Source organism: Bdellovibrio bacteriovorus (assembly GCF_025558485.1).
GTDB classification, from domain to species: domain Bacteria; phylum Bdellovibrionota; class Bdellovibrionia; order Bdellovibrionales; family Bdellovibrionaceae; genus Bdellovibrio; species Bdellovibrio bacteriovorus_G.
The window spans coordinates 1,333,309-1,354,441 of the sequence record NZ_CP102930.1 but is presented as its reverse complement, the minus strand read 5'-3'; the positions used below and the strand labels follow the sequence as shown (position 1 = coordinate 1,354,441).

At 47.8% G+C, this 21,133-nt stretch carries 21 protein-coding genes; 9 read left to right on the top strand and 12 right to left on the bottom strand.

Annotated elements, in window-relative coordinates:
• Positions 1-2: 2 nt before the first annotated feature.
• Together EZJ49_RS06805 and EZJ49_RS06800 are read right to left on the bottom strand one after the other, a co-directional pair.
• Positions 3-956, bottom strand: coding sequence for a hypothetical protein (locus EZJ49_RS06805; protein ID WP_262555368.1), 954 nt, complete (start codon positions 954-956; stop codon positions 3-5).
• Between the two features lie 174 nt (positions 957-1,130).
• Positions 1,131-1,376, bottom strand: a complete 246-nt coding sequence (locus EZJ49_RS06800; RefSeq protein ID WP_262555367.1) for a zf-TFIIB domain-containing protein — start codon at positions 1,374-1,376, stop codon at positions 1,131-1,133.
• Between the two features lie 179 nt (positions 1,377-1,555).
• Between EZJ49_RS06800 and EZJ49_RS06795 the strand changes: the two genes are divergently transcribed.
• Positions 1,556-2,746 (top strand): MFS transporter, encoded by a 1,191-nt coding sequence (locus EZJ49_RS06795; protein WP_262555366.1) that lies wholly within the window; start codon positions 1,556-1,558, stop codon positions 2,744-2,746.
• A 3-nt stretch (positions 2,747-2,749) separates the two neighbouring features.
• Here EZJ49_RS06795 and EZJ49_RS06790 read toward each other — a convergent pair whose 3' ends face one another.
• Positions 2,750-3,415 carry a response regulator gene (locus tag EZJ49_RS06790; protein ID WP_262555365.1) on the bottom strand — a complete coding sequence of 222 codons (666 nt, stop codon included), beginning with the start codon at positions 3,413-3,415 and terminating at the stop codon, positions 2,750-2,752.
• A gap of 19 nt (positions 3,416-3,434) precedes the next feature.
• The gene (locus EZJ49_RS06785; RefSeq protein ID WP_262555364.1) at positions 3,435-5,450 is read right to left on the bottom strand and encodes a sensor histidine kinase; all 2,016 of its coding nucleotides are present in this window, start codon (positions 5,448-5,450) and stop codon (positions 3,435-3,437) included.
• Between the two features lie 167 nt (positions 5,451-5,617).
• Here EZJ49_RS06785 and EZJ49_RS06780 point away from each other — a divergent pair, with 167 nt between their 5' ends.
• Entirely contained in the window at positions 5,618-6,028 is a 411-nt protein-coding gene (locus EZJ49_RS06780) for a CoA-binding protein (RefSeq protein ID WP_262555363.1), read from the top strand.
• Here EZJ49_RS06780 and EZJ49_RS06775 read toward each other — a convergent pair.
• Positions 6,025-7,032, bottom strand: coding sequence for a VOC family protein (locus EZJ49_RS06775; protein ID WP_262555362.1), 1,008 nt, complete (start codon positions 7,030-7,032; stop codon positions 6,025-6,027). The two genes, EZJ49_RS06780 and EZJ49_RS06775, sit on opposite strands and share 4 nt — an antisense overlap.
• Positions 7,033-7,173: 141 nt before the next feature.
• Here EZJ49_RS06775 and EZJ49_RS06770 point away from each other — a divergent pair, with 141 nt between their 5' ends.
• The 4 genes from EZJ49_RS06770 (at position 7,174) to EZJ49_RS06755 (ending at position 13,300) form a co-directional block, all read left to right on the top strand.
• Positions 7,174-7,926, top strand: coding sequence for an alpha/beta fold hydrolase (locus EZJ49_RS06770; protein ID WP_262555361.1), 753 nt, complete (start codon positions 7,174-7,176; stop codon positions 7,924-7,926).
• Positions 7,923-8,558, top strand: coding sequence for a phosphatase PAP2-related protein (locus EZJ49_RS06765; protein ID WP_262555360.1), 636 nt, complete (start codon positions 7,923-7,925; stop codon positions 8,556-8,558). Before EZJ49_RS06770 ends, EZJ49_RS06765 begins: the two co-directional genes overlap by 4 nt.
• A 151-nt stretch (positions 8,559-8,709) precedes the next feature.
• Positions 8,710-12,717 (top strand): alkaline phosphatase family protein, encoded by a 4,008-nt coding sequence (locus EZJ49_RS06760; protein ID WP_262555359.1) that lies wholly within the window; start codon positions 8,710-8,712, stop codon positions 12,715-12,717.
• A 145-nt stretch (positions 12,718-12,862) separates the two neighbouring features.
• Entirely contained in the window at positions 12,863-13,300 is a 438-nt protein-coding gene (locus tag EZJ49_RS06755; RefSeq protein WP_262555358.1) for a cupin domain-containing protein, read from the top strand.
• A 41-nt stretch (positions 13,301-13,341) separates the two neighbouring features.
• On the opposite strand, the gene EZJ49_RS06750 is transcribed toward EZJ49_RS06755, so the two are convergent.
• Positions 13,342-14,679, bottom strand: a complete 1,338-nt coding sequence (locus tag EZJ49_RS06750) for an MBL fold metallo-hydrolase (RefSeq protein ID WP_262555357.1) — start codon at positions 14,677-14,679, stop codon at positions 13,342-13,344.
• A 54-nt stretch (positions 14,680-14,733) separates the two neighbouring features.
• Between EZJ49_RS06750 and EZJ49_RS06745 the strand changes: the two genes are divergently transcribed.
• Entirely contained in the window at positions 14,734-15,507 is a 774-nt protein-coding gene (locus tag EZJ49_RS06745; protein WP_262555356.1) for an exodeoxyribonuclease III, read from the top strand.
• 2 nt (positions 15,508-15,509) lie between these two features.
• Here EZJ49_RS06745 and EZJ49_RS06740 read toward each other — a convergent pair whose 3' ends face one another.
• Both EZJ49_RS06740 and EZJ49_RS06735 read right to left on the bottom strand, forming a co-directional pair.
• The gene (locus EZJ49_RS06740) at positions 15,510-15,992 is read right to left on the bottom strand and encodes an SRPBCC family protein (RefSeq protein WP_262555355.1); all 483 of its coding nucleotides are present in this window, start codon (positions 15,990-15,992) and stop codon (positions 15,510-15,512) included.
• Between the two features lie 9 nt (positions 15,993-16,001).
• Positions 16,002-16,535 carry an SRPBCC family protein gene (locus tag EZJ49_RS06735; RefSeq protein ID WP_262555354.1) on the bottom strand — a complete coding sequence of 178 codons (534 nt, stop codon included), beginning with the start codon at positions 16,533-16,535 and terminating at the stop codon, positions 16,002-16,004.
• A gap of 82 nt (positions 16,536-16,617) precedes the next feature.
• Here EZJ49_RS06735 and EZJ49_RS06730 point away from each other — a divergent pair, with 82 nt between their 5' ends.
• Positions 16,618-17,241 (top strand): TetR/AcrR family transcriptional regulator, encoded by a 624-nt coding sequence (locus EZJ49_RS06730; protein WP_262555353.1) that lies wholly within the window; start codon positions 16,618-16,620, stop codon positions 17,239-17,241.
• A gap of 9 nt (positions 17,242-17,250) precedes the next feature.
• Here the strand turns inward: EZJ49_RS06730 and EZJ49_RS06725 are convergent, their stop codons facing one another.
• Positions 17,251-17,727, bottom strand: coding sequence for a carboxymuconolactone decarboxylase family protein (locus tag EZJ49_RS06725; RefSeq protein ID WP_262555352.1), 477 nt, complete (start codon positions 17,725-17,727; stop codon positions 17,251-17,253).
• 116 nt (positions 17,728-17,843) lie between these two features.
• Here EZJ49_RS06725 and EZJ49_RS06720 point away from each other — a divergent pair, with 116 nt between their 5' ends.
• On the top strand, positions 17,844-18,785 hold the full coding sequence (locus EZJ49_RS06720; RefSeq protein WP_262555351.1) for a sigma-70 family RNA polymerase sigma factor: 942 nt from the start codon (positions 17,844-17,846) through the stop codon (positions 18,783-18,785).
• 4 nt (positions 18,786-18,789) lie between these two features.
• Here EZJ49_RS06720 and EZJ49_RS06715 read toward each other — a convergent pair whose 3' ends face one another.
• The 3 genes from EZJ49_RS06715 to EZJ49_RS06705 are packed head-to-tail and all read right to left on the bottom strand — an operon-like array spanning position 18,790 to position 21,026.
• Positions 18,790-19,392: a DJ-1/PfpI family protein gene (locus EZJ49_RS06715; RefSeq protein ID WP_262555350.1), complete on the bottom strand. Its 603-nt coding sequence runs from the start codon at positions 19,390-19,392 to the stop codon at positions 18,790-18,792.
• A 24-nt stretch (positions 19,393-19,416) separates the two neighbouring features.
• The gene (locus EZJ49_RS06710; RefSeq protein WP_262555349.1) at positions 19,417-19,914 is read right to left on the bottom strand and encodes an FBP domain-containing protein; all 498 of its coding nucleotides are present in this window, start codon (positions 19,912-19,914) and stop codon (positions 19,417-19,419) included.
• Positions 19,915-19,916: 2 nt separating this feature from the next.
• The gene (locus EZJ49_RS06705) at positions 19,917-21,026 is read right to left on the bottom strand and encodes an NADH:flavin oxidoreductase/NADH oxidase (protein WP_262555348.1); all 1,110 of its coding nucleotides are present in this window, start codon (positions 21,024-21,026) and stop codon (positions 19,917-19,919) included.
• Between the last annotated feature and the right edge of the window lie 107 nt (positions 21,027-21,133).

Below are 21,133 nucleotides of genomic sequence, written 5' to 3'. Positions count from 1 at the left end.
ATTTATTGTTTGTAAGAGCGATACCAAACCGCACTGTCCGTACCCAAAACGAAAACCAATGTGCGATTCTTCGCCGAAGAGCTGGCATCCGGCCCTGACGTCAAAGCCCCACCTAAAGATTCCCAACCGGACCACGAACCACTGAACCATTTGTGCCAAAGGGCATTGTCAGTTCCCCGCACATACACATCCAACCGTCCACTGCCCCAGGAAGAAACTCCCGGTGACGACGTTAAAACACCGCCCAAAGATTCCCATGCGGACCAGCCACCCGCATACCAGATATGCCAGAGGGCGTTGTCTGTACCTCTGACAAAGACATCAATGCGATTTGCTCCCCATGAAACCGCGGCAGGGTCTGAAGTTAGAATGCCGCCCAGAGACTCCCACCCCGACCAGGTATTTCCCGTAAACCATTTGTGCCAAAGAGCATTGTCGCCACCTCGAACGAAGACATCCAAACGACCACCGGACCACGTTGCTGCTGCCGGTCCTGAAGTTAAAAATCCACCCAAGGAAACCCAAGGCTGCCACACTCCGTGACGGAAAGTGCGCTGCCAGAGCGCATTGTCACCTCCCCGAACAAACACGTCGATACGGTTGGGGCCCCAGCAAGCCGCTGCTGGAGATGATGTCAGAAATCCACCCAGTGAAGTCCATGAACTCCACGAAGTTCCGTTCCATGCCCGATACCAAAGAGCATTGTCCGTACCGCGCACAAAAAGATCAGTACGATAATTTCCCCGTGAACACGATGCGGGGTCTGATGTCCCAACACCGCCAAGACTGGCCCAAGCAGACCAACCCGGAGGCTGCGGATCATCATGTTCAGGGACGACAACAGGCCCTTCCAAAGGCGCTGGTGCTGTGATGGCATCAGTCATCACAAAGGCATGAGTCCCTTGTGCTGCGCTGAGAGCAAATGAAAATAAAAGAAAGCCTGTAACAAAACGCATATCATCCTCCTGCGATTCGAGCGTTGGTTAAAGTTCCTTCACCGCCAAGGTAACCAATGCCGAATCTGACAGGTAGATGATTCGCACGCTTTGCTAAAATGCCTTACTAAGTCTTGCTAAAGAAAATTCCAGTGCAAAAGCACACTGGACTCTTCGCTTTGATTTTGTTCAGGTCTAATCGAAAAGCTCTTCAAGGAAAGATTTTCTGCGTTTGTAAGGCTTTTGCTGATAGGGACCGGACTGATGTGGGTGATAAGAGGGCTCTTCTTTTTTACTTTCAAATTCCTGAGATCGTTCGATGATTTTATCAAGCTCTCCGCGATCCAGCCAGATGCCACGACATTCAGGGCAATAGTCGATCTCAATACCTTTACGTTCGGAAATTACAAGATTCGGCTCTTTACAGTTTGGACATTTCATTTAATACCTCCAGAACTTTCAAGCTACTAAACGGATTTTCTTTTTGAAAATCGATAATATTTAATAAAATCTTTGTTTAAAACAATAACTGATCCGAGACGAAGTCGCGTTCAAATCAGAAAGTCGTAAAATTAAAACCTTGTCTTGCCCCTGTTCACAGACAAGCGTAGTTATTGGCTATGACAACTTCTTCTGACTCCCCTCTGTCTCGAGGACTGGTTCTTCTGCTGGCCGCTGCCGTCGGCATCATCGCCGCCAATTTGTATTATGCGCAACCGATTGTCGCCATGATCAGTCAGGCACTGGGACTTGCACCGGAAGCGGCGGGCTTGGTGGTCACACTGACCCAAGTGGGATATGGCCTGGGCGTCCTGATGATGGTGCCACTGGGGGACATGCTGGAAAACCGTCGCCTGGTCATGACGATGCTGGCACTGACCATTTTTGGATTGTTAGGATTGGCGTTCTCCACCCGCTTGATTCCTTATTTTATCGCAGCCTTTGCAACCGGCCTTGGCGCATCGACAGTGCAAATCATTGTTCCCTATGTTGCACACTTTGCACCTGAAATGCGCCGCGGGCAGGTGGTCGGAAGCCTGATGAGCGGTCTTATGATCGGCATTATGCTTTCACGTCCCACGGCAAGTCTGCTGACAGATCTTTTTTCTTGGCATGCAGTGTTTGTCTTGTCCGCCGTTTTGATGACGATCCTTGCAGTGGTGCTTTATCTTGTTTTACCACCACGTCCGCCTTCCAATAAAGATTTGCGCTATGGGACTTTGCTTAAATCCATGGGACATCTTTATCTGACAACTCCCATCCTGCGTCGTCGCGCGCTTTATCAGGCTTTTCTGTTTGGAGCCTTCAGTCTTTTTTGGACAGCAAGTCCCCTGCTTCTGGCAGGACCGGATTTCAATCTTTCCCAAACAGCCATTGCTGTCTTTGCCTTGGTCGGTGTTTCCGGTGCCATTGCCGCTCCACTTGCGGGCTGGGCTGCTGATAAAGGCTGGAGTCAGAAAGCCACAAAGATGGCCATGCTTATTTCCGCAGGATCTTTCCTGTTAAGCCATGTTTTCTCTGCGGGATCAGTGGCAGCTTTGGCGTCCTTGGTGGTATCTGCTATTTTACTGGATGCCGGGATTACAGCAAATCTGGTGCTGGGTCAGCGCGCAATCTTTTCTTTACAGGCAGAATATCGCAGCCGACTAAATGGTCTTTTTATCGCCACTATTTTTGTAGGTGGCGCCATCGGGTCCACACTGGGAGCCTGGTCCTATGCCCGAGGTGGCTGGAATCTGACTGCGTGGGTGGGATTTGCCATGCCCGCCTTGGCCTTTTTGGTTTTCCTGACTGAAAAAAAGTCTGAATAGAAACTAAGCCAGCCCGCGGCGGATGGCTTCGCGCGTGGCTTCGGCTCTGCTGGATATGTGCAGTTTTTGATAGATGATTTTCACATATCCTGCCACTGTCTGAGCACTCAGTCCCATCTTCCCAGCGGCTTCGGCCACGGTGAAGCCCTTTGCCAATAACGCCAAGGTTTCACTTTCGCGTGCGGTTAAATCAACATCCCTGCCTTTTGCAGTTTCAGGAATTCTAAAATGGCTGATAAGTCTGTGAGCAATTGCCGGAGACAATGGGGGCTCGCCATTCTGGATTCGTTTTAAAATTCCAGCGATCATCTCGACATTTTCATCTTTTAAAATATAGCCGGAAGCCCCTGCGGATAAAGCCTCGAACAAATGGGCGTCATCGTGGTAAATCGTCACCACCACACTTAATACTTCAGGAAACTGATCGCGAAGCTTTTTAACCAGTTGAATTCCCGAACCATCCGGAAGCCCCAAATCCACCAGAGCAATCCTGAACAAATCCTTGCGATCCGAATTTACCATCTGATCCAGCCAGTTCTTTGCTTCCTTCAGATGAGTGCATGCAAAGACCTGTGTCTCTGGGAACACCTGATTCATGGCCTTAACTAGAAATTCCTGCGTTTTTGGTTGATCCTCAACCAGCAAACAAAGATTCTTCACTTCGCTCATAGAGCCAATATACACAAAATCAGGAAAGATCGAAAGGAATCGTCAAAGAAATTTGTGTTCCTTTACCGGAACTATTCACATGGAAACGACCACCAATGTCTTCAAGACGTCTTTGCAGACTTCCCATGCCAAACCCCGAATTTCGGGTTTCAGACTCTGCCGCAGAGCCGATGCCCTTTCCATCATCTTCGATCAGAATAATAAGGCTTTCTCCTTGCGCTTCAATGAGCACCCTTACTTTTTCCGCCTCCGCATGACGAATCACGTTGCTGATCACTTCGCGTAAGGCAGAGCCCATGGCTTTATGCTGGCGATAGTCCAACAGGTTTTCACTTTGAGGCCCTTCAAACACCGGCCAGTCCAGCTCAATGTTTACAGCAGTCAGACGACGTTCGGTTTCGTGGCGCAAATCGGCCAGCAGACGCATCAGCATGACTTTTTCACCCGCAATGCCACTGACTATCGAACGAATGTCAGAGATCGCCCCTTGCAGCGTCGGTCGCAGATTATCATCCGCCATATAAAGCCCTGTCAGCAAACGCGCGCCTACATCGTCGTGCAGATCCTGCGCCATGCGACGGCGTTCTTCCGCCACACCACGATCGTAAGCCTGACGACTGGATTCAGCTTCTTCAATCAGATGCACAATTTCCCTGGCAAGATCCTTGGAACTTGAATTAAACAGTGACGTTCCTGACCACGGATAACTCAGCTCCATCGCTGGTGCGCTGGCCACAGCTGGCAAAATCAAAGTCAGACCGTCTTTTTTAATTTCCACTTCACGAGTTTCACCAATAGCGGGCTTTAGCTCTAGTGGATCAAAAAGTTTACGCAACAGATTTTGCCAACGCTCTTCTCTTTGCGGAACAGATGGAGCAAACGCAACGTGCAGGGATTCCGCCAGCAGTTCGTGGGTTTCCAGTCTTTGCTTTTTGGAAAAAAGACGCCACAGGGAATCCCGCAATGGCAGATAGACAAAACCAATCGCCAAGAGTGCCAAACCCAATGCCGGCAAACGCTCCATCCCCAGCACATAGATCAAAGCCGCATCCAAGGCCACCAAGATCATCGCCCCCACAGCATAGAAAAGGAATCGGAAGGCCCACTGACCAACCTCAAACAGGCGATACTTCGTCAGCCCCGCTGCCAAACCCAAATAGATAATCAGGAAGAATGAAAAGGCATAACCTTGATTCAAAGGCTGCATCTTCATCAACAGTGGCAGCGTATTAAAGATCACCCAGGCTCCGGCCCCTATCAAAACCGACAACCCCAGCCATGTAAGAGATGCTCTGGAGGTGGGATCTTTTTTTGTAGCGAAGAACTGCGCACCAATGGCGATGCAAATAGTCAGCATCTCGACGGCAATCATCAGCGATACATTGGCCCAGTCAGGCAAAACATTCAGCAGATATAAACCGACCCAGGCAATAAAAAAGACCGCTTGTGCCAGCGCCATCTGACGCCAGAATCTTAAACGCACTGGATAGATCATAAACAGAGCCAGAATGCTGACCCCGAAAAGGCAAGCACCCAGGGCATTAAAGGCCTCTAAGACGATAAAAACATTTGAATGGATCGCCAGCTCTCGTGTTGTATAGACGGCCGACGGCACTGCCGAAATAAATGTCGAAAGACCACTGAACGCAAAAAGACCGCTGGCAAGATCACGAGGCCGCAAAGCCCAGATACTGCCGGAAATAATCAACGACCCCATTCCCACAAAAATCTGCAACCAAAACAACGCTGGCAAATCCGCCAGCTTGCGATCAGGGAAACCCAAATCAGCGCTTGCCGCCAGAATTAGATCCTGACGCTCAAAGAACCGGGCCAGATCTGCTTTTTTTCCAAGATCCCCCGGTTCGGGAATCAGATCGGTTGCTTCTAAAGTGATACTGCCGCTGTTGGTATTGATTTGATCGCCGACAGATAAAGACTGAGGCAAAGTTTTTTGCTGAAGAGCAGTATAGACAGCCGAGGCACTCACGAGAAATCCAAATATCAACACCAAGGCAAAGCGGCTGCTAGGAACCATCCTGTCTCCCCTATCAAAACACTGTTATCAGGCATTATTGGTATAATTCCCACAAATGTTCAATCTTGGCCAAAATGTTTTTACCAATAGACCACAATAAGAAACAGTTGAGTTGGCGTTTTCGATCGCTCTGTGGTGTTCTATAGTGGATCTATTAAGGAGCACCCATGAATGTTCAAGACAGTGAATTCAAAGCCCTGTTGGAAAAATATCGTAAATTTTCAGTCTATGGGCTTAGCCCCGATGCGACCAAGCCCAGCCACTACGTTCCGGCCTACATGAAAGACCACGGTTGGGACGTCGTCGGCACTTATCCAAAAGCCCATGATGTGGGTGGTTTTAAAATCTATTCATCGTTAAAGGACATTCCACCGGAATACCGCAGATTCGTGGATGTGTTCAGAAGTTCAGATCGTATCCCCGAGGTGGTCGATGAGGTTCTGGCTGTCGGAGGCGTTGAAGTCCTGTGGCTGCAGCTGGGTATCACAAACCCCGAAGCCGAAGAGCGCGCAGAAAAGGCCGGAATCAAAGTTGTTTCCAACCGCTGTTTGATCATCGAGCATAAGAAGTGGTTTTAGAAAGAAAACCGCTCTTTCAACTGACTTTCGCTGAGCTTTTGTAAAGACAGAAGCTCAGCATATGCATCTCCACCTAAACCCAACGCCGCGGCAAAGGCGGGTTCGGTTTTAAGACCTTGCTTTCTAAGCTCTTGAATTTTTCCATGAAAAGCAGCGCCCCCAAGACAAAGCAGGCGTTCTTCAACAAGGAAGTGTCTGTTGGCTGTTTGATGGGACGTTGGCGTGGGCTGCGCGAAAATTTCAAACGGAACATCTTTGAATGTGAAAGATGCCACGACAGAATCCACGCCGCTCACTGTAAGTCTTTTCATATTGAAGTCAGTGAAAACCCCTAAATGCTGCTGAAACTCTTTCTGTAAAGAATCCAAATCGTCCGCATATAGCAGAACATCCACATCGGAACCGCTCACAGCAAGATCCAAAGGGAATGTACCGACGATGCGCGGCTCATAAGCGCTGAATAGCTTTAGAATTTGAGATTCTTTAATGGCTTTATGGATTTCCGCGTTTTTCTCCAAACGAATAACGGATTCCAGAGACAAGGGATGAAACTTGAGGGCCAGCGGTGCCAGATTTATTTCAAGTTCCTGATTGAAGTCTTTCTTCAGACCGGATTCGTTAAACTCGCATTGAGGATAACGGGATTTTAGTTCCACAAAAGTCAGATCACTGACCACTTCCAGATGCTCAAAACCTTCGATAGTGACTTTGCCCGGCTTCGGCGCAGGCAATTCCACAACATCAATGCTCCAGTCCTTAAAGTGTACAGGCTTACTTAATTTGTAAGTGGCAATAGGACGGCCATTGACATCACTTTCAATCAACAGATCGGCAAATCCTTCAAAAGACTTTTTAAAGCTTTCATAGGATTGCAAAGAAGACGCCCGGTAGCAGAGATGGTCTATCTGCCAGTGCCTTTCAAAAGTCACATTTTGACCAGACAGCCTTAAGAAAAGCTGCTCAAGGAAAGTCTGTGCTTCGCGATAGAAGGTCTCTGCATTCATGGTCATCCCCGCCTGTGTCTTAGGAAGATTTATTTGCAGAACGAAGCTTTGTCAAAAGCTGCTCCTTTGACGCGCTCCTTGTGGATTTGACCCGTACAGCGAGTTCTATTATTTTTTCTTGGGAAAGAAGGTCTAATTCTGATGCAACGGCAGTGGGTGCTAATTCGAGGAATCATGAGTGAATCTTACCATTGGTGGAACTTCCTTCCCCAATTGCAGGAACACTTTCCTCAAGACCACTTTCACACCGCCGACATTCTTGGAAATGGTCGTCTGAATAGTCACAAAACCCCACTAAGCCTGTCCAAGAATATCCAAGCTCTGCGTGAACAGGCCCCAACAGACGGAAAGAAGATTCTTTTTGGGTTTTCTTTAGGCGGCATGCTGGCGCTGGAGTGGGCCCATCGACATAGCGAAGAGGTCGCGGCGGTGATTCTGATTAACGCCAGCCTGAATAATTCTCCATTCTACAAGCGCATGACTCCCTATTCCTTCGGACGCATTTTTCAGTCAGCTCTGCAAAGAAACCTGCATAAACGCGAAGAAATGATTATTCGCATGACCACCGCACAGACATCACAGGAATCAGTCAGCACTCTGGCACAACACTGGGGCGCCCGCAGCCAGGAGCTTCCCGTTCGGCCTGCCAACTTCCTTTGGCAGTTGGGTCTTGCCACGCAGGTGCGCCAAAGAAAAGAACCACCGGCTCCGATTCTGGTTCTTTCATCAGCCAAAGATCGCGTGGTTCATCCGGAATGTTCCGAGAAAATCGCCAGCAACTGGAATCTACCGCTGGTCAGACACCCCGAAGCAGGACATGATCTAACCTTGGATGATCCAAAATGGGTTTTGGAACAGGTAAGTCAGTTTATCAACTCAGGATTGAAAGTATGACCATCGCAATAAAAATCGGACTGACTGTGGCGGCTGTGGGTATGTGGCTTTTCACCCAAAAACTTCTTGGCCAGCGCCACATGCCATTTAAAGATCGTATCGGGGACTACTTCCATATCCTGACAGAGCGTTGGAGCCAATACCTGAATCAAGCCCCGAAAGTGGCCAACGGCCTTTTGATTTCCAGCTCTTTGGTGATTGATGCTGTGGGAATCTATCTGATTGCTCAGACTTTACTGGGGCCTAGCATTCGCCCTTTGCTGGCGCTGCTGGTTCTCTTTACCTTGCGACAAGTCAATCAGGCCATCACTGTTCTGCCAACACCGGAAGGCATGATCTGGCGGAATCCCGGGGTTCCGTCTCTTTTTGTGACCTACGGTGTTTCCAATGATCTTTTCTTCTCTGGGCACACTGCTTTGGCTGTTCTGGGAGCTTTGGAAATTTCCCAATTGGGCGGGCCGGTCTTTACGACGTTAGCCTTCGCCATTGTGCTTTTTGAAGTTGCCGTGGTTTTACTGCTGCGTGCTCACTGGACAATGGATATTTTTGCAGGGGCAATCACCGCTCTTTGGACACACGAAGTTGTCTCTAAGTATGCACCCTCCATAGATCATTGGATCGCCACCTTCTAGACAACGGCTTCTCAGAAATGTCACCCTCTCAAGATGAGACGGTGCTCCCTGCCCCCAAAGAAATATAGTCGTTTATAGACCTAAATTCTCCAGCCTTTTTGGCATCGACCTTGCCTCTATTCATAGTGAGACAAATCTTTTTGGAGGATTTATGAAACGTCCATCTGCCTATGTTCGCTTGTTTACTGCGGGTCTGGCTGCCAGTGCGATTGCAATGGCCTGCACCTCACCAGCACAAGCCTTCAATCTTCCCTGGAAGAAAGCTCAGGCAGCAGCCCCGGCGGCTCAACAAGTTCAAACTGTTGTTCTGGCCGTGGATGGTTTCAGTTACTTCGCGTTCCTTGAAGCACAAAGACAGGGCCTCTTTAAAGAATTCACAAGCGCAGGAGCGCATATTGCCCCGTTCCCCTCAATGACAGACCTGTCCTGGTCAGTTTTAACTGACACTGCCAATCTCTTCGGGGCCGCAGGTCGTATCAAATCCGTTGAAGCCACATACTTTGATGAATCCTCCCAATCCGTGCAAGGTGACCCGCGCGACTACTATCGTCGCCTGGCCTTCCCAAAATACTATATGGGCGCTTTCGATGCCTTCTTCAATCCTTATGTTGAAGCATTGATGTACTTCCCCACTGAAGAAGTTCCAAAATTAGAAGTAAAAACAGTGATGGATGATCTTCTGGCCGCCAAGCCGAAAAAATTTATGACGGGCTATATTGGCGCAGTGGATTCAACGGCACACACTCAACTGGACCGTTTGTATCCGGTTCTGAAAACTCTGGATGCAGAGGTCAAACGCCTGATCAAATCGTTTAAAGAAAAAGGTCAGGATGTAGAAGTGGTTCTGGTATCCGATCACGGAAATATCGGTCGTTTCCAGGAAGGTAAAAAAGAACAGGAGCTCACTGGCGTCGATGTTCATAAAATTGTCGAGCGTGCCGGTCTGAATTCTGTGCAACAGCTTCAGTCCGATAAAGATGTCACCATGCCTTTGCTGGCGCTGGGTTCCTGGGCTCCGGTTTACCTGAAAGACCGTAATAACATGAAGAACCTGATTTCTGAGTTCCGCAAGGAATCCTGGTTCGACATGGCTGTTTATATCAACCGCAATAATTCATCCGAAACTCTGATGACCGTGATTACTCAAACAGGTGAAGCCAGAATCAAATACGACAAACAAAAAGATCTGTACTTCTATCTGCCTGTGACTGGAAATCCTTTGCAACTGGCAAAGGCTCTTCATTCCACATCCACAATGGCTAAACCGATCACTTCTCAGGAAGCCATGAAAGCCTCTGATCTGTCACCGTATCCGGATGCTCTTTATCGCATTATCGAGTCTGCATCCGAAAGAAACTTCGACTTCCCGGACTTTATCCTGACTTTGAAAGACGGCCACTTTATCCAGAACTCTCTGGGTGCCTTCACAAAAATGTACCGCACTCACGGTTCCCTAACCGCAGCATCCTCTTACGGTTTGCTGGCTTCTACAAAACGCAAAGTCCCTGGGCAAATCCGCTCTAAAGACATTCTTCCGTTTATTGGCGTCTCTGCAAAATACCTTTTTGCTGATGCCGTGAAAAAGCACAATGATTCCGGTCAGGAATCTTTGAAACAGGTTATTACCAATTCACGCCAGGGCATTCAAACAGATGCCAAAGACCTAAGCCAAAAGCGCATCTTCCGCCATTTGACCAAGTTTGTGGCTGACACTCGCCCTTATTTCCTGGTGTCCGAAATGAAAAGTTTCATGGATGCCTTCAAATTCGATCCCTTCAAAGATTCATCCGGCAGAAGCATGTCTCCGATGAACTTTGACGTGTCCAAGTTCGATGTAACCACGATGATTTCGCCGGAAGATATTGGTGCCGTCACAGATGCGGTTCTGACTTCCGGTTCTGTGGAAAACCTGATGAACGACCCACGCATCGCCAAGGTCAAAGAAAAAGTCGGCCTTCTGAAAGACCAAAAGACCGCAAATTTGGATCTGCAAAATATGGACATCAACCAAACCGACGATGGCATTCTGGGTACAATTAAACAATTCGTTCTGCCAGCCAAACGCGCTGTCATGAAAATGTATCAGCTGCCATATCTGCTGGAAAACTCCATCGTGGTTCAGGAAAAACCGTTCCTGCCGGAAACTCGTGATATGCAGTTTGCACGCAAATGGGTTTCTGACAAAACCAAAACAGTTCAGTCCTTCACCGCATTGAGCAAAGCAGACTCTAAAGGACAGCTGTCTTTGGCACAGAGCCTTCTTAAAGAAGCCATCAAAGAGGCCGATCTGGAAGGTCGTATCTATCCAACACCACTGACAAAAATCTATAATCAGAAGATAGACGATCTGACGATTGTCTATGTACCAGGTATCTATAACAGCATCTTTGACAAAGAAATCTTCAGCCTGGGACTTTCTGCTCTCAGCGATGAACTGGGTCTTCGTGTGATTCAACCGCCTGTTGAAAGCACTTGCGGCAGCGAAGTGAACGCCGATATTATCCTGAACTATCTTCGCCAGGACTATAAAGCACGCACTCAACGTGGTCACGCGGCTCCAAAATACCTGTTCCTAAGCTACTCCAAGGGTGCCGTGGATACCCTGCATGCTTTCTTGAAAGCTCCGAACTTTATTTCAACGACAGTGAAAGGGATGGTATCCATCGCCGCCCCACTGCGTGGTTCCAGCATCCTGAACACAACAGATGTTCCATTCGCGCTGGTTTCCGCTTTGTCTGAAAAACAAGGACCTGAAATCTGTCAGACAGAAAAAACAGCCTCCAAATCCATCACACCAACAGCAATGGACGCTTTCTGGAGAAAAAATGAGCGTACACTGACAGGTATGACCCGCTACTTCTCTGTGACTTTCGAAAGTTCTCCGGAAGATTCCCATATCTTCATGAAGGCAACAAAGCTGATCGGTCAGTTTGATGAGGACAACGACGGTGTTGTGACGGTTTCTTCCTCCAAGTTCCCGGCAAACCTGAAAGCTGTGGATCTGGGCACTATTCATGCCGATCACTTGGCGGGCATCTTGTCTTCCCGTTTCAATCAAAAGGCGTTCATGAAAGGTCTTGTGAACTCTTTGGCTGAACTTGATATCAACAACGATAAGAACAACTTCAAATGGAACTCGCAAGTGATCATATCTGCGGCAAATGCTCACTACATCAAAGATAAAAGATACTACCGCATGAAGAGTCCGGGTGTTATTGAACAGATCGGAATCGGCCAAGAACATCTTGTTGAGCTTGTCCCTTACGGAACAACTTACGAACTTTCCCGCCAATTGCTGCCAAAACTGAATGATCCGGCAGACAGCTACGAGGTGAAAGTGAAATTGCCACAGTCGGGTCTTCGTTATGATCCATATCAGGTCCTGGATGTGGCAAAATTAGGCGACGTGATGGCCGGTGTTAAGGTAAATCCGGTGACTCGTCAGAATATGCCAGATGGTATCCGTATTGATTACAACCACGAAAACATGGTTCACTTCCGCATGGATCACCAATTCAACTATGAGTCTCGTTCTCCGGGCGGGTTAGATGACAATAAGGCCTTTGGCTATGTCACAGCGGACTACGAGGGTGACAAGTGGGCCTTGATGAAAAGCGCCAACAACTCCATCCGTATGACGACTTTAGCCTACAGATTCTCTCCTGCGGAGTTTTCACAGATGAATCTGAAGTTGGCCGTCACTAAAGATGTTAATGGCGCGGACCCGGTGAAAGGTAAAACAGGAAAAGATGACTCTGCCTTCCAGGTATGGTTCACGATTCGTGATGGCCGTGCAAATGGTGACAGAACTGTGATTGATGCGAAGAACGATAAAGTCTTCCTGTTTGGTTATTACTACGGTGGTGCTATCGCAGGTGAAAACCGCAAAGCAGGTGATATCTTTGAAAACTGGTATTCCAATAAAAACGTCGTGATCGCCACGTTACCAGAAGCCAAACAGCTGCTTCTGAATAATCCAGATATGCTGGGTAAGGCGCAGGACTACAAGCGTGATCTGGCAGCGGACTTGAAACGTGCTTTCCCGGACAAAAACGTTCAGGATCTGGAGGTTGTGGCAATTACTATCCAGCACGACTCCAACGATACAGCATCCGCATCAGAAGCTTACTTCAAAGCTTTGGACTTTATGCCAAGATAAGTGTTCATAAACAAGTATCCAAAGGGTCTGATCTTAACGATCAGGCCCTTTTTATTTTAGCAGCACTGCCAAGGTCTATTGTAGGGCAACACCACATCTCGCAGTCAAAGGCTATCAGGAGTACAATCCAAAGCAGGAGGTTTTTATGGCTATGCAAACATCATCAGCAAAGTCCGCAGGAAAAACCGACGCTGCTTCCTTTGCCAAGGTCACCGGGTCCCTTTCAGTGCAAAACTTCACCAAAGCCGGCGAAGTCCGAGACTTCCCCAAAGGCAAACTTGAGCTGGTTAAATTTGGAGACGCCGTGGTCGGACGAGCCACCCTGCAACCGGGATGGCGCTGGTCCACGTCAGTAAAGGAAATCGCACAAACGGAAAGCTGTGAAGCTCCCCATTTTCAGTATCATGTTTCAGGAATTCTGCGCATTAAAATGGACGACGGGACAGAAATCGAATGCAAACCCGGCGATGTCTCACTGGTTCCTCCGGGACATGACGCTTGGGTTGTCGGAAACGAGCCTGTTGTAATCGTGGACTTCCAAGGAATGATTGACTATGCAAACAAGGCTCCTCACAAACATTGACTATCCATAAGTGTCCCCGTGCCTATTCAGTGCGGGGCACTTTACTCAGTGCCTCTTATTTTTAGCTGTGCCTTTTGATAGCTGGCGAATGCACCATCAAAAAGACAGCGCACCAAGGGATCTTCCATAAAGTCGGCGGAACCAAGTCGTTTTTCAATATCTTCGGAAAAACGAGTATCATTAATTCTGACATACATGGACGTCAGAGATTCCCCAAGTTCTAACGCCGCGTACAGTTTGACCAGAGGAACCTCCGTCGTCCACCCCACAGAGAATTCCTGATCAGTTACTTCTGTGATCTGATTTCTTTGAATAACGTAACGGAACTGCTCTGGGCTTCCCTTATCGTCAAACACAGACAATTGCCAGACAACGGGCCTTCCAAAATACACGCCGTCGGGCTCTTCCAAAGATCTGTAGCGGTCCTTGATTTCTGACTGGCAGTATTTCAGAACACGAGATCTCATCTGTTGCGAATTTGGACCTAATCTTCTTGCGACCTCCGCTGTATTTGGCACCACCAAATCCGGGTCATAGACATAATCCACTTCATTTTTCTCAAGACGCTTCATCCACGACAAAGGGGTCGAACGAATGACTCTTGATTTATTTATCTCGATGGAACAGGACGGGTCCAGACGGACTATATCTGTATTCGGAAGAACTGCACAAACTTGCTTTTGAAACTGCGCATAGCTAATCGGGAAAAAGGCTTTGTTGTACCAAGACCAGTCTTCCATCTGAAACTGACATGAACTTGGGATGACACTTTTTGGATTTAAAAGCTTTAACTGTTCAATCCATTCAGGAGGAAGCTCGCCAGACGCTGGCTCTGCCCTTGACGGTGAAAGGACTTCGATTTCGCGCATGGTTTGAAAAGGCCACATGATCAGATCCCAGGGCGCCTGTTGTTTTAACAGTTCCAATGTTTCGTAATCAATCCACGAATCCACGACGTTCAGAATATTCAGCCCCTGTGCCTGAATTTGGAACAGAGAATCCACATTCTCATCCAAGGCACGACGGGGCGTCACCGTAAAATCTCCAACTTGAACCGGGTGATTGAGCTTTAAGGAATAAACCTGTTTAAACCCCAACTTCCGGGTCAAGGAAAAGAATTCTTCAAAAACACAGAATCCATAGATCGGCGTTTCCCGATCCAACAGCGCAAGACTTTCCATAGACCAGTGATCATCATGGAAATGAGAAATAAAAACCGCATCCAGCCTCAAGTTGCGGATCTGAGCCTGATCAAAGCTCACTTTCGGAAAGGCATGACAGTTCCGGCTGAAAGGAGTTTCAAAGATCGTATCAAACGCAATCTGAGTTCCCTTACTTTCCAGAAGATAGCCGGCATGAAGGATTCGCGAAATTTTCATTGGCTCACTATAGCGCGCTTGCTTCGTAGGGGCAATTACGCCTATTGTAAGGGCATGAAACTTATATCCTGGAATGTAAATGGTTTGCGCTCAGTTCATAGAAAGAACTTTCGCGAATGGTTTGAAAAAGAAAAAGCCGATATCGTCTGCCTGCAAGAAATCAAAATCAGCAGTGATGTGATCGAAAAGGACGAATCCCTTTACCATCCGGCCCGCTATCATTCCTCATGGGCTTTTGCTGAAAAGGCCGGTTATTCTGGTTTGGCTCTTTATTCACGCAAAGAACCAGATGATGTGCGTGTTGGTCTGGGTATTCCGAAGTTCGACAGCGAAGGCCGCTGGCTGGAGGCTGACTTTGGCCCGATCACACTTGTTAACAGCTACTTCCCCAACAGTCAGCGTGAGCACACGCGTCTGCCATTTAAACTGGAATTCTGTGCAGCGGCTGAAAAACGCCTGCAAGCTTTGCGCAAAAAGGGCCGTGAAGTCATCATATGTGGCGACTTTAATATTGCTCACAAAGAAATCGACCTAAGAAATCCCAAAACCAATATGAAAAACGCAGGATTTCTACCTGAAGAGCGTGCCTGGATGACCCGCTTCCTGGATAAGCTGGAATGGGTGGATAGTTTCCGTAAATTTGAACAGGGTCCTGACCACTATACATGGTGGAGCTATCGCCCAGGAGTTCGCGAAAAGAACATCGGTTGGCGACTGGATTACTTCCTTGTGAATAAAGAGGCCTCTGATCGCCTTAAAGCGGTTGCGCACTGTCCCGATGTTCTTGGTTCAGATCACTGTCCCGTGCGCCTGACGCTTAAGAAATAGCTCTAAATACTTTTCATCAGTTTTTGTAACTGATCAGCACAGATACCCCAGCCTTCATAGAAGCCCATTTCTTCATGCTTCTTACGATCGGCTTCATTTTTATGACGTGCAATGGCCGTGTATTTCGTTTTCCCGTTTTTTTCTTCAAGCAGAATAAATGCCGTAAAGAACATGTTTGCTCCGGACACAGGAACTTCAACCGGTCGGAACCCCGGTAGCAAAGCATCTGTCCAGACAAGCTTCTTGTTCTTTTCCACCTCAAGGAAGCAACCCATGTTCGGATACTTCTCCCCTTCCGGGGATTGCATCACGGTCCTGAAAATTCCACCTGGCTTCAGATCCACCTCGGCCTCGGTGACTTTCCAAGGTTCTGGACAGAACCATTTGCAGATAAGCTCTGGCGTTGTCCAGCCTTTCCAAACCTGTTCGGCGGTTAAATCCAGTTCTCTTTCCAGTACTAAATCAAGCTTTGGATCAATATTCATAATTTCCTCCTAGTTTGTGACTTCAACAATGGTTTTAAGATTTGCAATGCCCTGTTTAAATTGGTCGGTTATCATTTTTTCGCAATCCACAAAGAATGTAACAAGTTTTCCGGCAAAGCCGCCTTCACCTGACATCGACCACGTGAACTTTGTGCCTTCCCCGTCTTTCATCACTTGGTAAGTCACAATATTATCTGCGGCCATCGGGGCTGTCATAATCAGACGAAGCTCCACCATTTCATTAGGGACGATTTTAGTAATTTCAACACTGCCCGCACCTGCATCGCTATTTCCGGCAAAGACCAGTTTTGCCCCCACCTGGTCCGGGATTCCTTGATAGTCCTTTTTCATGTTGGGATCGACTTTTTCAAATGGCGACCACTCGCTGCCTTTTTTTAAATCGCTGATGTAAGGAAAAACCTTTTCAATCGGAGCATTGATATGTTCACTGACTTCGTATTTGAAGTGCCCGTCCCGAGAAGCAATAAAGGCCACGAAGATCGCCAGCACCACCAAGATTCCAAGAACCACTTTTAACAACATATTGAACTCCTTTATTATGAGGATACCTTAACATACTATTTAGTATGTTGTAAAGTTCGGATGTTTTTGCTAGACTCTTGATATGGAAAAAGGAAAAAAAGCCCCCAAAAAGACACGAAATCTGGAGCAATCTCGAAAAGAGATCCTGGATGCTGCCTTTTGGGAGGTTTTTACCCGGGGCTTCCAGGGCGTCAGCATTGATGACATCGTAAAAAAGACATCCATGACCAAAGGGGCCTTTTATCACCAGTTTCCGACGAAGCTCGATTTGGGCTACGCACTGGTGGATGAAGTCATCAAACCCATGACTTACAGTCGCTGGATTGATCCTCTGAAAGAATACGATAATCCCCTTGAAGGAATCCTGTTACAAATTAAAAAGCTTATTGGCAAAGCCGCACCACAAGAACTGCGCTATGGATGTCCATTAAATAATCTTGTGCAGGAAATGGCCCCTGTCGATGCGGGCTTTAAAAAGCGCCTGCAAAATGCCCTGACCTATTGGATCGAAGGAATGGATAAGGAACTAAAACGCGCGCAGAAGGAAGGCTTCCTGCGCCCTGATGTCAACACACGACAGGTGGCTCACTTCGTGGTCATGGCCCATGAAGGTTTCTATGGAATGCTTAAAGGCCTTGATGATCCCAAAGCCTTTAATGCACTTTATGACTCACTAAAAAGATACTTCGAGACCTTACGGGCTTGATTCTTCCAACTACAGTCCGGCTTTATCCAAACCAAAGTAGGCATCTGCGGAACCAGCCGGATTGCGGAAGGCCACATTCAGACGATTCCAGACATTCACAACACTAATCCCCAGTGTCAGATGAACCAGTTCCTGCTCAGTGAAATGTTTTTGAACTTTATTATACAGCTCATCGCTGACGCCTTCACGCCCCAGCTGAGTCACCGCTTCACTCCACTCCAAAGCAGCTCTTTCTCTGTCGGTGAATAAATGAGAATCACGCCAGACAGCGATGTGATACATGCGCAGTTCTCGCTCTCCGCGGATTTTGGCTTTTTTCACGTCCATATCCAGACAGAATGCGCAGCCGTTGATCTGAGAAACTCTGTTATGAACCAATCCGAACAGACTTTCCCCTAAAACAGTTTCCACGGAATGACTCATTTGAGACAGCTTCTGAAAATGGTCCTGAATCATAGGGGCGAATTGAATACGGGCGTTGTGCATAAAGACTCCTTATAGGTTTTTGTACCCCTAAGACGAAATCAGCCCCGAAAATGTGACAGATTTAGATATTTTCTGGTGAATTGTCACATTTCACCTTTTAGACTCGTCTTATCGATATGGAAACACATCTCTATTTTAAAGACTGGGACCCTCTAGTCGCCAAACACCGTCCCTATTTGATATCTTTCACCTTTAGAATGACCGGCAGTCTGGCCGAGGCCGAAGATGTGGTTCAGGACGTTTTTATCGAAGCCGCCAAGACCGATCCGGCCAGCATTGAAAGTCATAAGTCCTGGCTGACCAAAATATGCTCCAACCGGGCTTTGGATCTATTAAAGTCCTCTTACAAAAAAAGAGAAACCTACAGCGGAACCTGGCTGCCTGATGCAATTCCCGACAGTTTGCAAAATTGGGACAAATCGTGGGTGGATAGTTCACTTGAGGAAAACCTGCTGCTTTCCGAAAGCCTGACAACCAGCTTTCTATTGTTGCTGGAACGCCTGAATCCCGAAGAACGGGCGGTTTATCTTCTTAGTGAAATATTTGAATATCCGTTTAAAGAAATTGCAGAGTTCATCAATAAGTCAGAAGCGGCCTGCCGCAAAATAGCGCAAAGATCCCGGGAATTCGTGACTGAAAATCGTAAGCGTTTTGAAATCGGCCCCGATACAAATCCCACCAAAATCATTTCAAATTTTTTTGAAATCGCAAGATCCGGAAACACCCAAGCCCTCAGCGATCTGCTGTCTGAATCCTCGGAATTTTGGTCCGATGGCGGCGGTAAAATCGCAGCAGTACCACATGTTCTATATGCACCATTTGAAATTGCCCGTTTCTTTGCCGGTATCTATTCTTCGCGCGTAAAACCGCCTTACGAAATGAAAATGGAACAGCACCCAGTCAGCGGACGCCCAGGCGTGGTTATTTCAAAAAAACTTCCAACGGGAGAATGGTGTTTTGAAACAGTGATGTCCTTTGAATTTGAAAACGGAAAAATTGCCCGGATCTATTCGCAAAGAAACCCGGATAAGCTATCCCGCCTGACAAACCACGCCTAGAAGCCTAGGCCCAGAATTCCTGCGGTGGCAAAGTTCCATGTTTAAATAATTTGTACCAGTGCTGACGCTTTTCTTCGTCATATATGCCAAGTAAACGCAGAAGCTCCAAGGTAAAATCCACCGCCCCTGCTCCGGATGCGGTCACAAAATTTCCGTCCGTCACCGCCAGCTTGTTAACGTAATTGGCGTCGTCACTGTAAGTTGGCACAATTGCCTTCAGCATGGTCAGGTCATTGCTGGTGTGCTTTCGCCCTTGCAAAACTCCCTCTTGCGCCAAGGCCACCGTGGCGCCGCAGATAGCCGCCAGGACAGAATTCTTTTGCAAAACCTGCGCTGCCAGCCCCCGAACATATTTATTTTTTGTCGTATCCGTCCAGTTCTCCCCACCGATCAGAATCAATCCTGAGATCTGATCTGCTGTAAAGTCTGTGATAGCCGCCTCGGGCAGAACTTTTAAATTGCCTATGGATGTAATGGTGTCTCTGGATTCCGAAACCACAGTAAAAAGAACTTTATTCTGGGTCAGCTCCGCCATAAGATGGGCGCCTTCCCAGTCAGCAAACTGGTCCGGCAGATAGATCAACAACTTCTTTTGAGATTCATTCATTTCAAACCCCCTCTGCAACGTGCCTTAGTTTTCAGGCTTGTAGTTGCTAATGTTTTCAAACAGTTTTTCCATGCGATAATATAATTCGGCGATATTCTTGTCCGGATCTTTCCCGGCCAGCATTGCGGTCTCTTCAATTTTTTCAATACAACTTAGATCATGGCAGACAAGATAAGAGCTGCTCACGTTGGCACTCATAGCCACCGACAACAATCCGATTTCCTCAGAACTTCCATAGGCATGGCACCAGCTGCAAAGTCCCCCGGTTGGCTCTCCGGTGGAGGCGGTCCGTTTAAATGCCACCCCTCTTGGCACGTCCCAATTTGGCAGTTTAAAAACTAAATAGGTGTATGCTCCCGAAGGCTCTTTCCACGTCATGTAAGAACGAACCCGGAAAGGATACTTCAATCGCTCTGGCAGAATAAGTTTCTTTTGATCCCGCCGACGAAAGGCATTGACCAGCTCTTCTTCAGAACCAATTGAGAACTCGTTTTCTTTTTGATAGCTTTGTTCTGCGCTCATAACTATTCCGTTCTATCTGATTGAAGTAACTTAGCAAGGCCTCTGGGTTGAGAACGCAGATACTGTGGCGGACATTTTACAGAGGCATTCAATTTCGCAGCTGCATGCCAAGGCCAGCGGGGATCATAAAGCACAGCCCGGGCAATGGCGATGGCATCTGCTTTTTCATTCTGCAAAATCTCTTCTGCATGTTCAGGATCGGTAATAAGGCCCACCGCAATGGTTTCTACCTGGGCACCGTGTTTAATTTTTTCCGCAAACTCTACCTGATAACCCGCCCCCAAGGTAATATTTTGTCTTGGATCAAGCCCACCAGAGCTGACATGAATCGCCGGGCATCCCAGTTCCTTTAAACGACGACTGAATTCGATAGCCTCTTCAAGATTCCACCCGCCTTCAACCCAGTCCGTGGCGGATATGCGCACCCACACGGCCACATCAGCATCGACTGCCTCTCGAACCGCCGCAAAAACCTCCAAAGGAAAGCGCATGCGGTTTTCCAAACTGCCGCCATACTGATCCTGACGTCGGTTGGATAAAGGTGAAAGAAACTGATGAAGAAGATACCCATGGGCTGCATGAATTTCAATTCCCTGAAAGCCAATACGACTGGCTCTTTGCGCTGATTCGACAAAGGCTTTCTTGATATCGTTCATTTCAGCAGAACCGAGCTCTTTGGGAGGATGCTCGCCCTCATGGAAAGCCACAGCAGATGGTGCCACCGTTTGCCAGCCATGTTCACTGGTTGGCGCTATCTGCCCGCCCCCGTTCCACGGTTTTTCTGTAGAGGCCTTTCTGCCTGCATGAGCCAGTTGAATTGCCAAAGGCATGGAGGAATAGCGGCGCACTTCAGTGACCACATTTTCCAATGCAGCTTCGCAATAGTCATCGTAAAGCCCCAAGTCCGCCCACGAAATACGGCCGTTGGCGGTAACGGCGGTTGCTTCCAAAATTAATAGCCCCGCCCCCGAATGGGAAAGCGATCCCAGGTGCATCATATGCCAAGATGAAGCCTGTCCATCCCGAGCACTGTACTGACACATCGGAGCAATCACGATACGATTTTCAAGTTCCAAAGAACCTATATTCCATTTTTCAAAAAGCTTTGCCATTTTAGCCTCACACGCTGATGTTTATTTGCTCATATCAAGGAAGCTATGACAAGACCGGGCATATAAGCTTTACCAAGAAAGGCCCGGGGACTTTTTACTCGTCGAAT

Bases quoted from the DNA above. Each gene is read 5' to 3' on its own strand.
- EZJ49_RS06765 (WP_262555360.1), top strand. From the start codon at position 7,923: ATGACCATCGCAATAAAAATCGGACTGACTGTGGCGGCTGTGGGTATG.
- EZJ49_RS06740 (WP_262555355.1), bottom strand. From the start codon at position 15,992: ATGAATATTGATCCAAAGCTTGATTTAGTACTGGAAAGAGAACTGGAT.
- EZJ49_RS06730 (WP_262555353.1), top strand. From the start codon at position 16,618: ATGGAAAAAGGAAAAAAAGCCCCCAAAAAGACACGAAATCTGGAGCAA.
- EZJ49_RS06780 (WP_262555363.1), top strand. From the start codon at position 5,618: ATGAATGTTCAAGACAGTGAATTCAAAGCCCTGTTGGAAAAATATCGT.
- EZJ49_RS06770 (WP_262555361.1), top strand. From the start codon at position 7,174: ATGCAACGGCAGTGGGTGCTAATTCGAGGAATCATGAGTGAATCTTAC.
- EZJ49_RS06715 (WP_262555350.1), bottom strand. From the start codon at position 19,392: ATGAATGAATCTCAAAAGAAGTTGTTGATCTATCTGCCGGACCAGTTT.
- EZJ49_RS06800 (WP_262555367.1), bottom strand. From the start codon at position 1,376: ATGAAATGTCCAAACTGTAAAGAGCCGAATCTTGTAATTTCCGAACGT.
- EZJ49_RS06745 (WP_262555356.1), top strand. From the start codon at position 14,734: ATGAAACTTATATCCTGGAATGTAAATGGTTTGCGCTCAGTTCATAGA.
- EZJ49_RS06795 (WP_262555366.1), top strand. From the start codon at position 1,556: ATGACAACTTCTTCTGACTCCCCTCTGTCTCGAGGACTGGTTCTTCTG.
- EZJ49_RS06785 (WP_262555364.1), bottom strand. From the start codon at position 5,450: ATGGTTCCTAGCAGCCGCTTTGCCTTGGTGTTGATATTTGGATTTCTC.
- EZJ49_RS06760 (WP_262555359.1), top strand. From the start codon at position 8,710: ATGAAACGTCCATCTGCCTATGTTCGCTTGTTTACTGCGGGTCTGGCT.
- EZJ49_RS06805 (WP_262555368.1), bottom strand. From the start codon at position 956: ATGCGTTTTGTTACAGGCTTTCTTTTATTTTCATTTGCTCTCAGCGCA.
- EZJ49_RS06720 (WP_262555351.1), top strand. From the start codon at position 17,844: ATGGAAACACATCTCTATTTTAAAGACTGGGACCCTCTAGTCGCCAAA.
- EZJ49_RS06710 (WP_262555349.1), bottom strand. From the start codon at position 19,914: ATGAGCGCAGAACAAAGCTATCAAAAAGAAAACGAGTTCTCAATTGGT.
- EZJ49_RS06705 (WP_262555348.1), bottom strand. From the start codon at position 21,026: ATGGCAAAGCTTTTTGAAAAATGGAATATAGGTTCTTTGGAACTTGAA.
- EZJ49_RS06725 (WP_262555352.1), bottom strand. From the start codon at position 17,727: ATGCACAACGCCCGTATTCAATTCGCCCCTATGATTCAGGACCATTTT.
- EZJ49_RS06775 (WP_262555362.1), bottom strand. From the start codon at position 7,032: ATGAATGCAGAGACCTTCTATCGCGAAGCACAGACTTTCCTTGAGCAG.
- EZJ49_RS06750 (WP_262555357.1), bottom strand. From the start codon at position 14,679: ATGAAAATTTCGCGAATCCTTCATGCCGGCTATCTTCTGGAAAGTAAG.
- EZJ49_RS06790 (WP_262555365.1), bottom strand. From the start codon at position 3,415: ATGAGCGAAGTGAAGAATCTTTGTTTGCTGGTTGAGGATCAACCAAAA.
- EZJ49_RS06735 (WP_262555354.1), bottom strand. From the start codon at position 16,535: ATGTTGTTAAAAGTGGTTCTTGGAATCTTGGTGGTGCTGGCGATCTTC.
- EZJ49_RS06755 (WP_262555358.1), top strand. From the start codon at position 12,863: ATGGCTATGCAAACATCATCAGCAAAGTCCGCAGGAAAAACCGACGCT.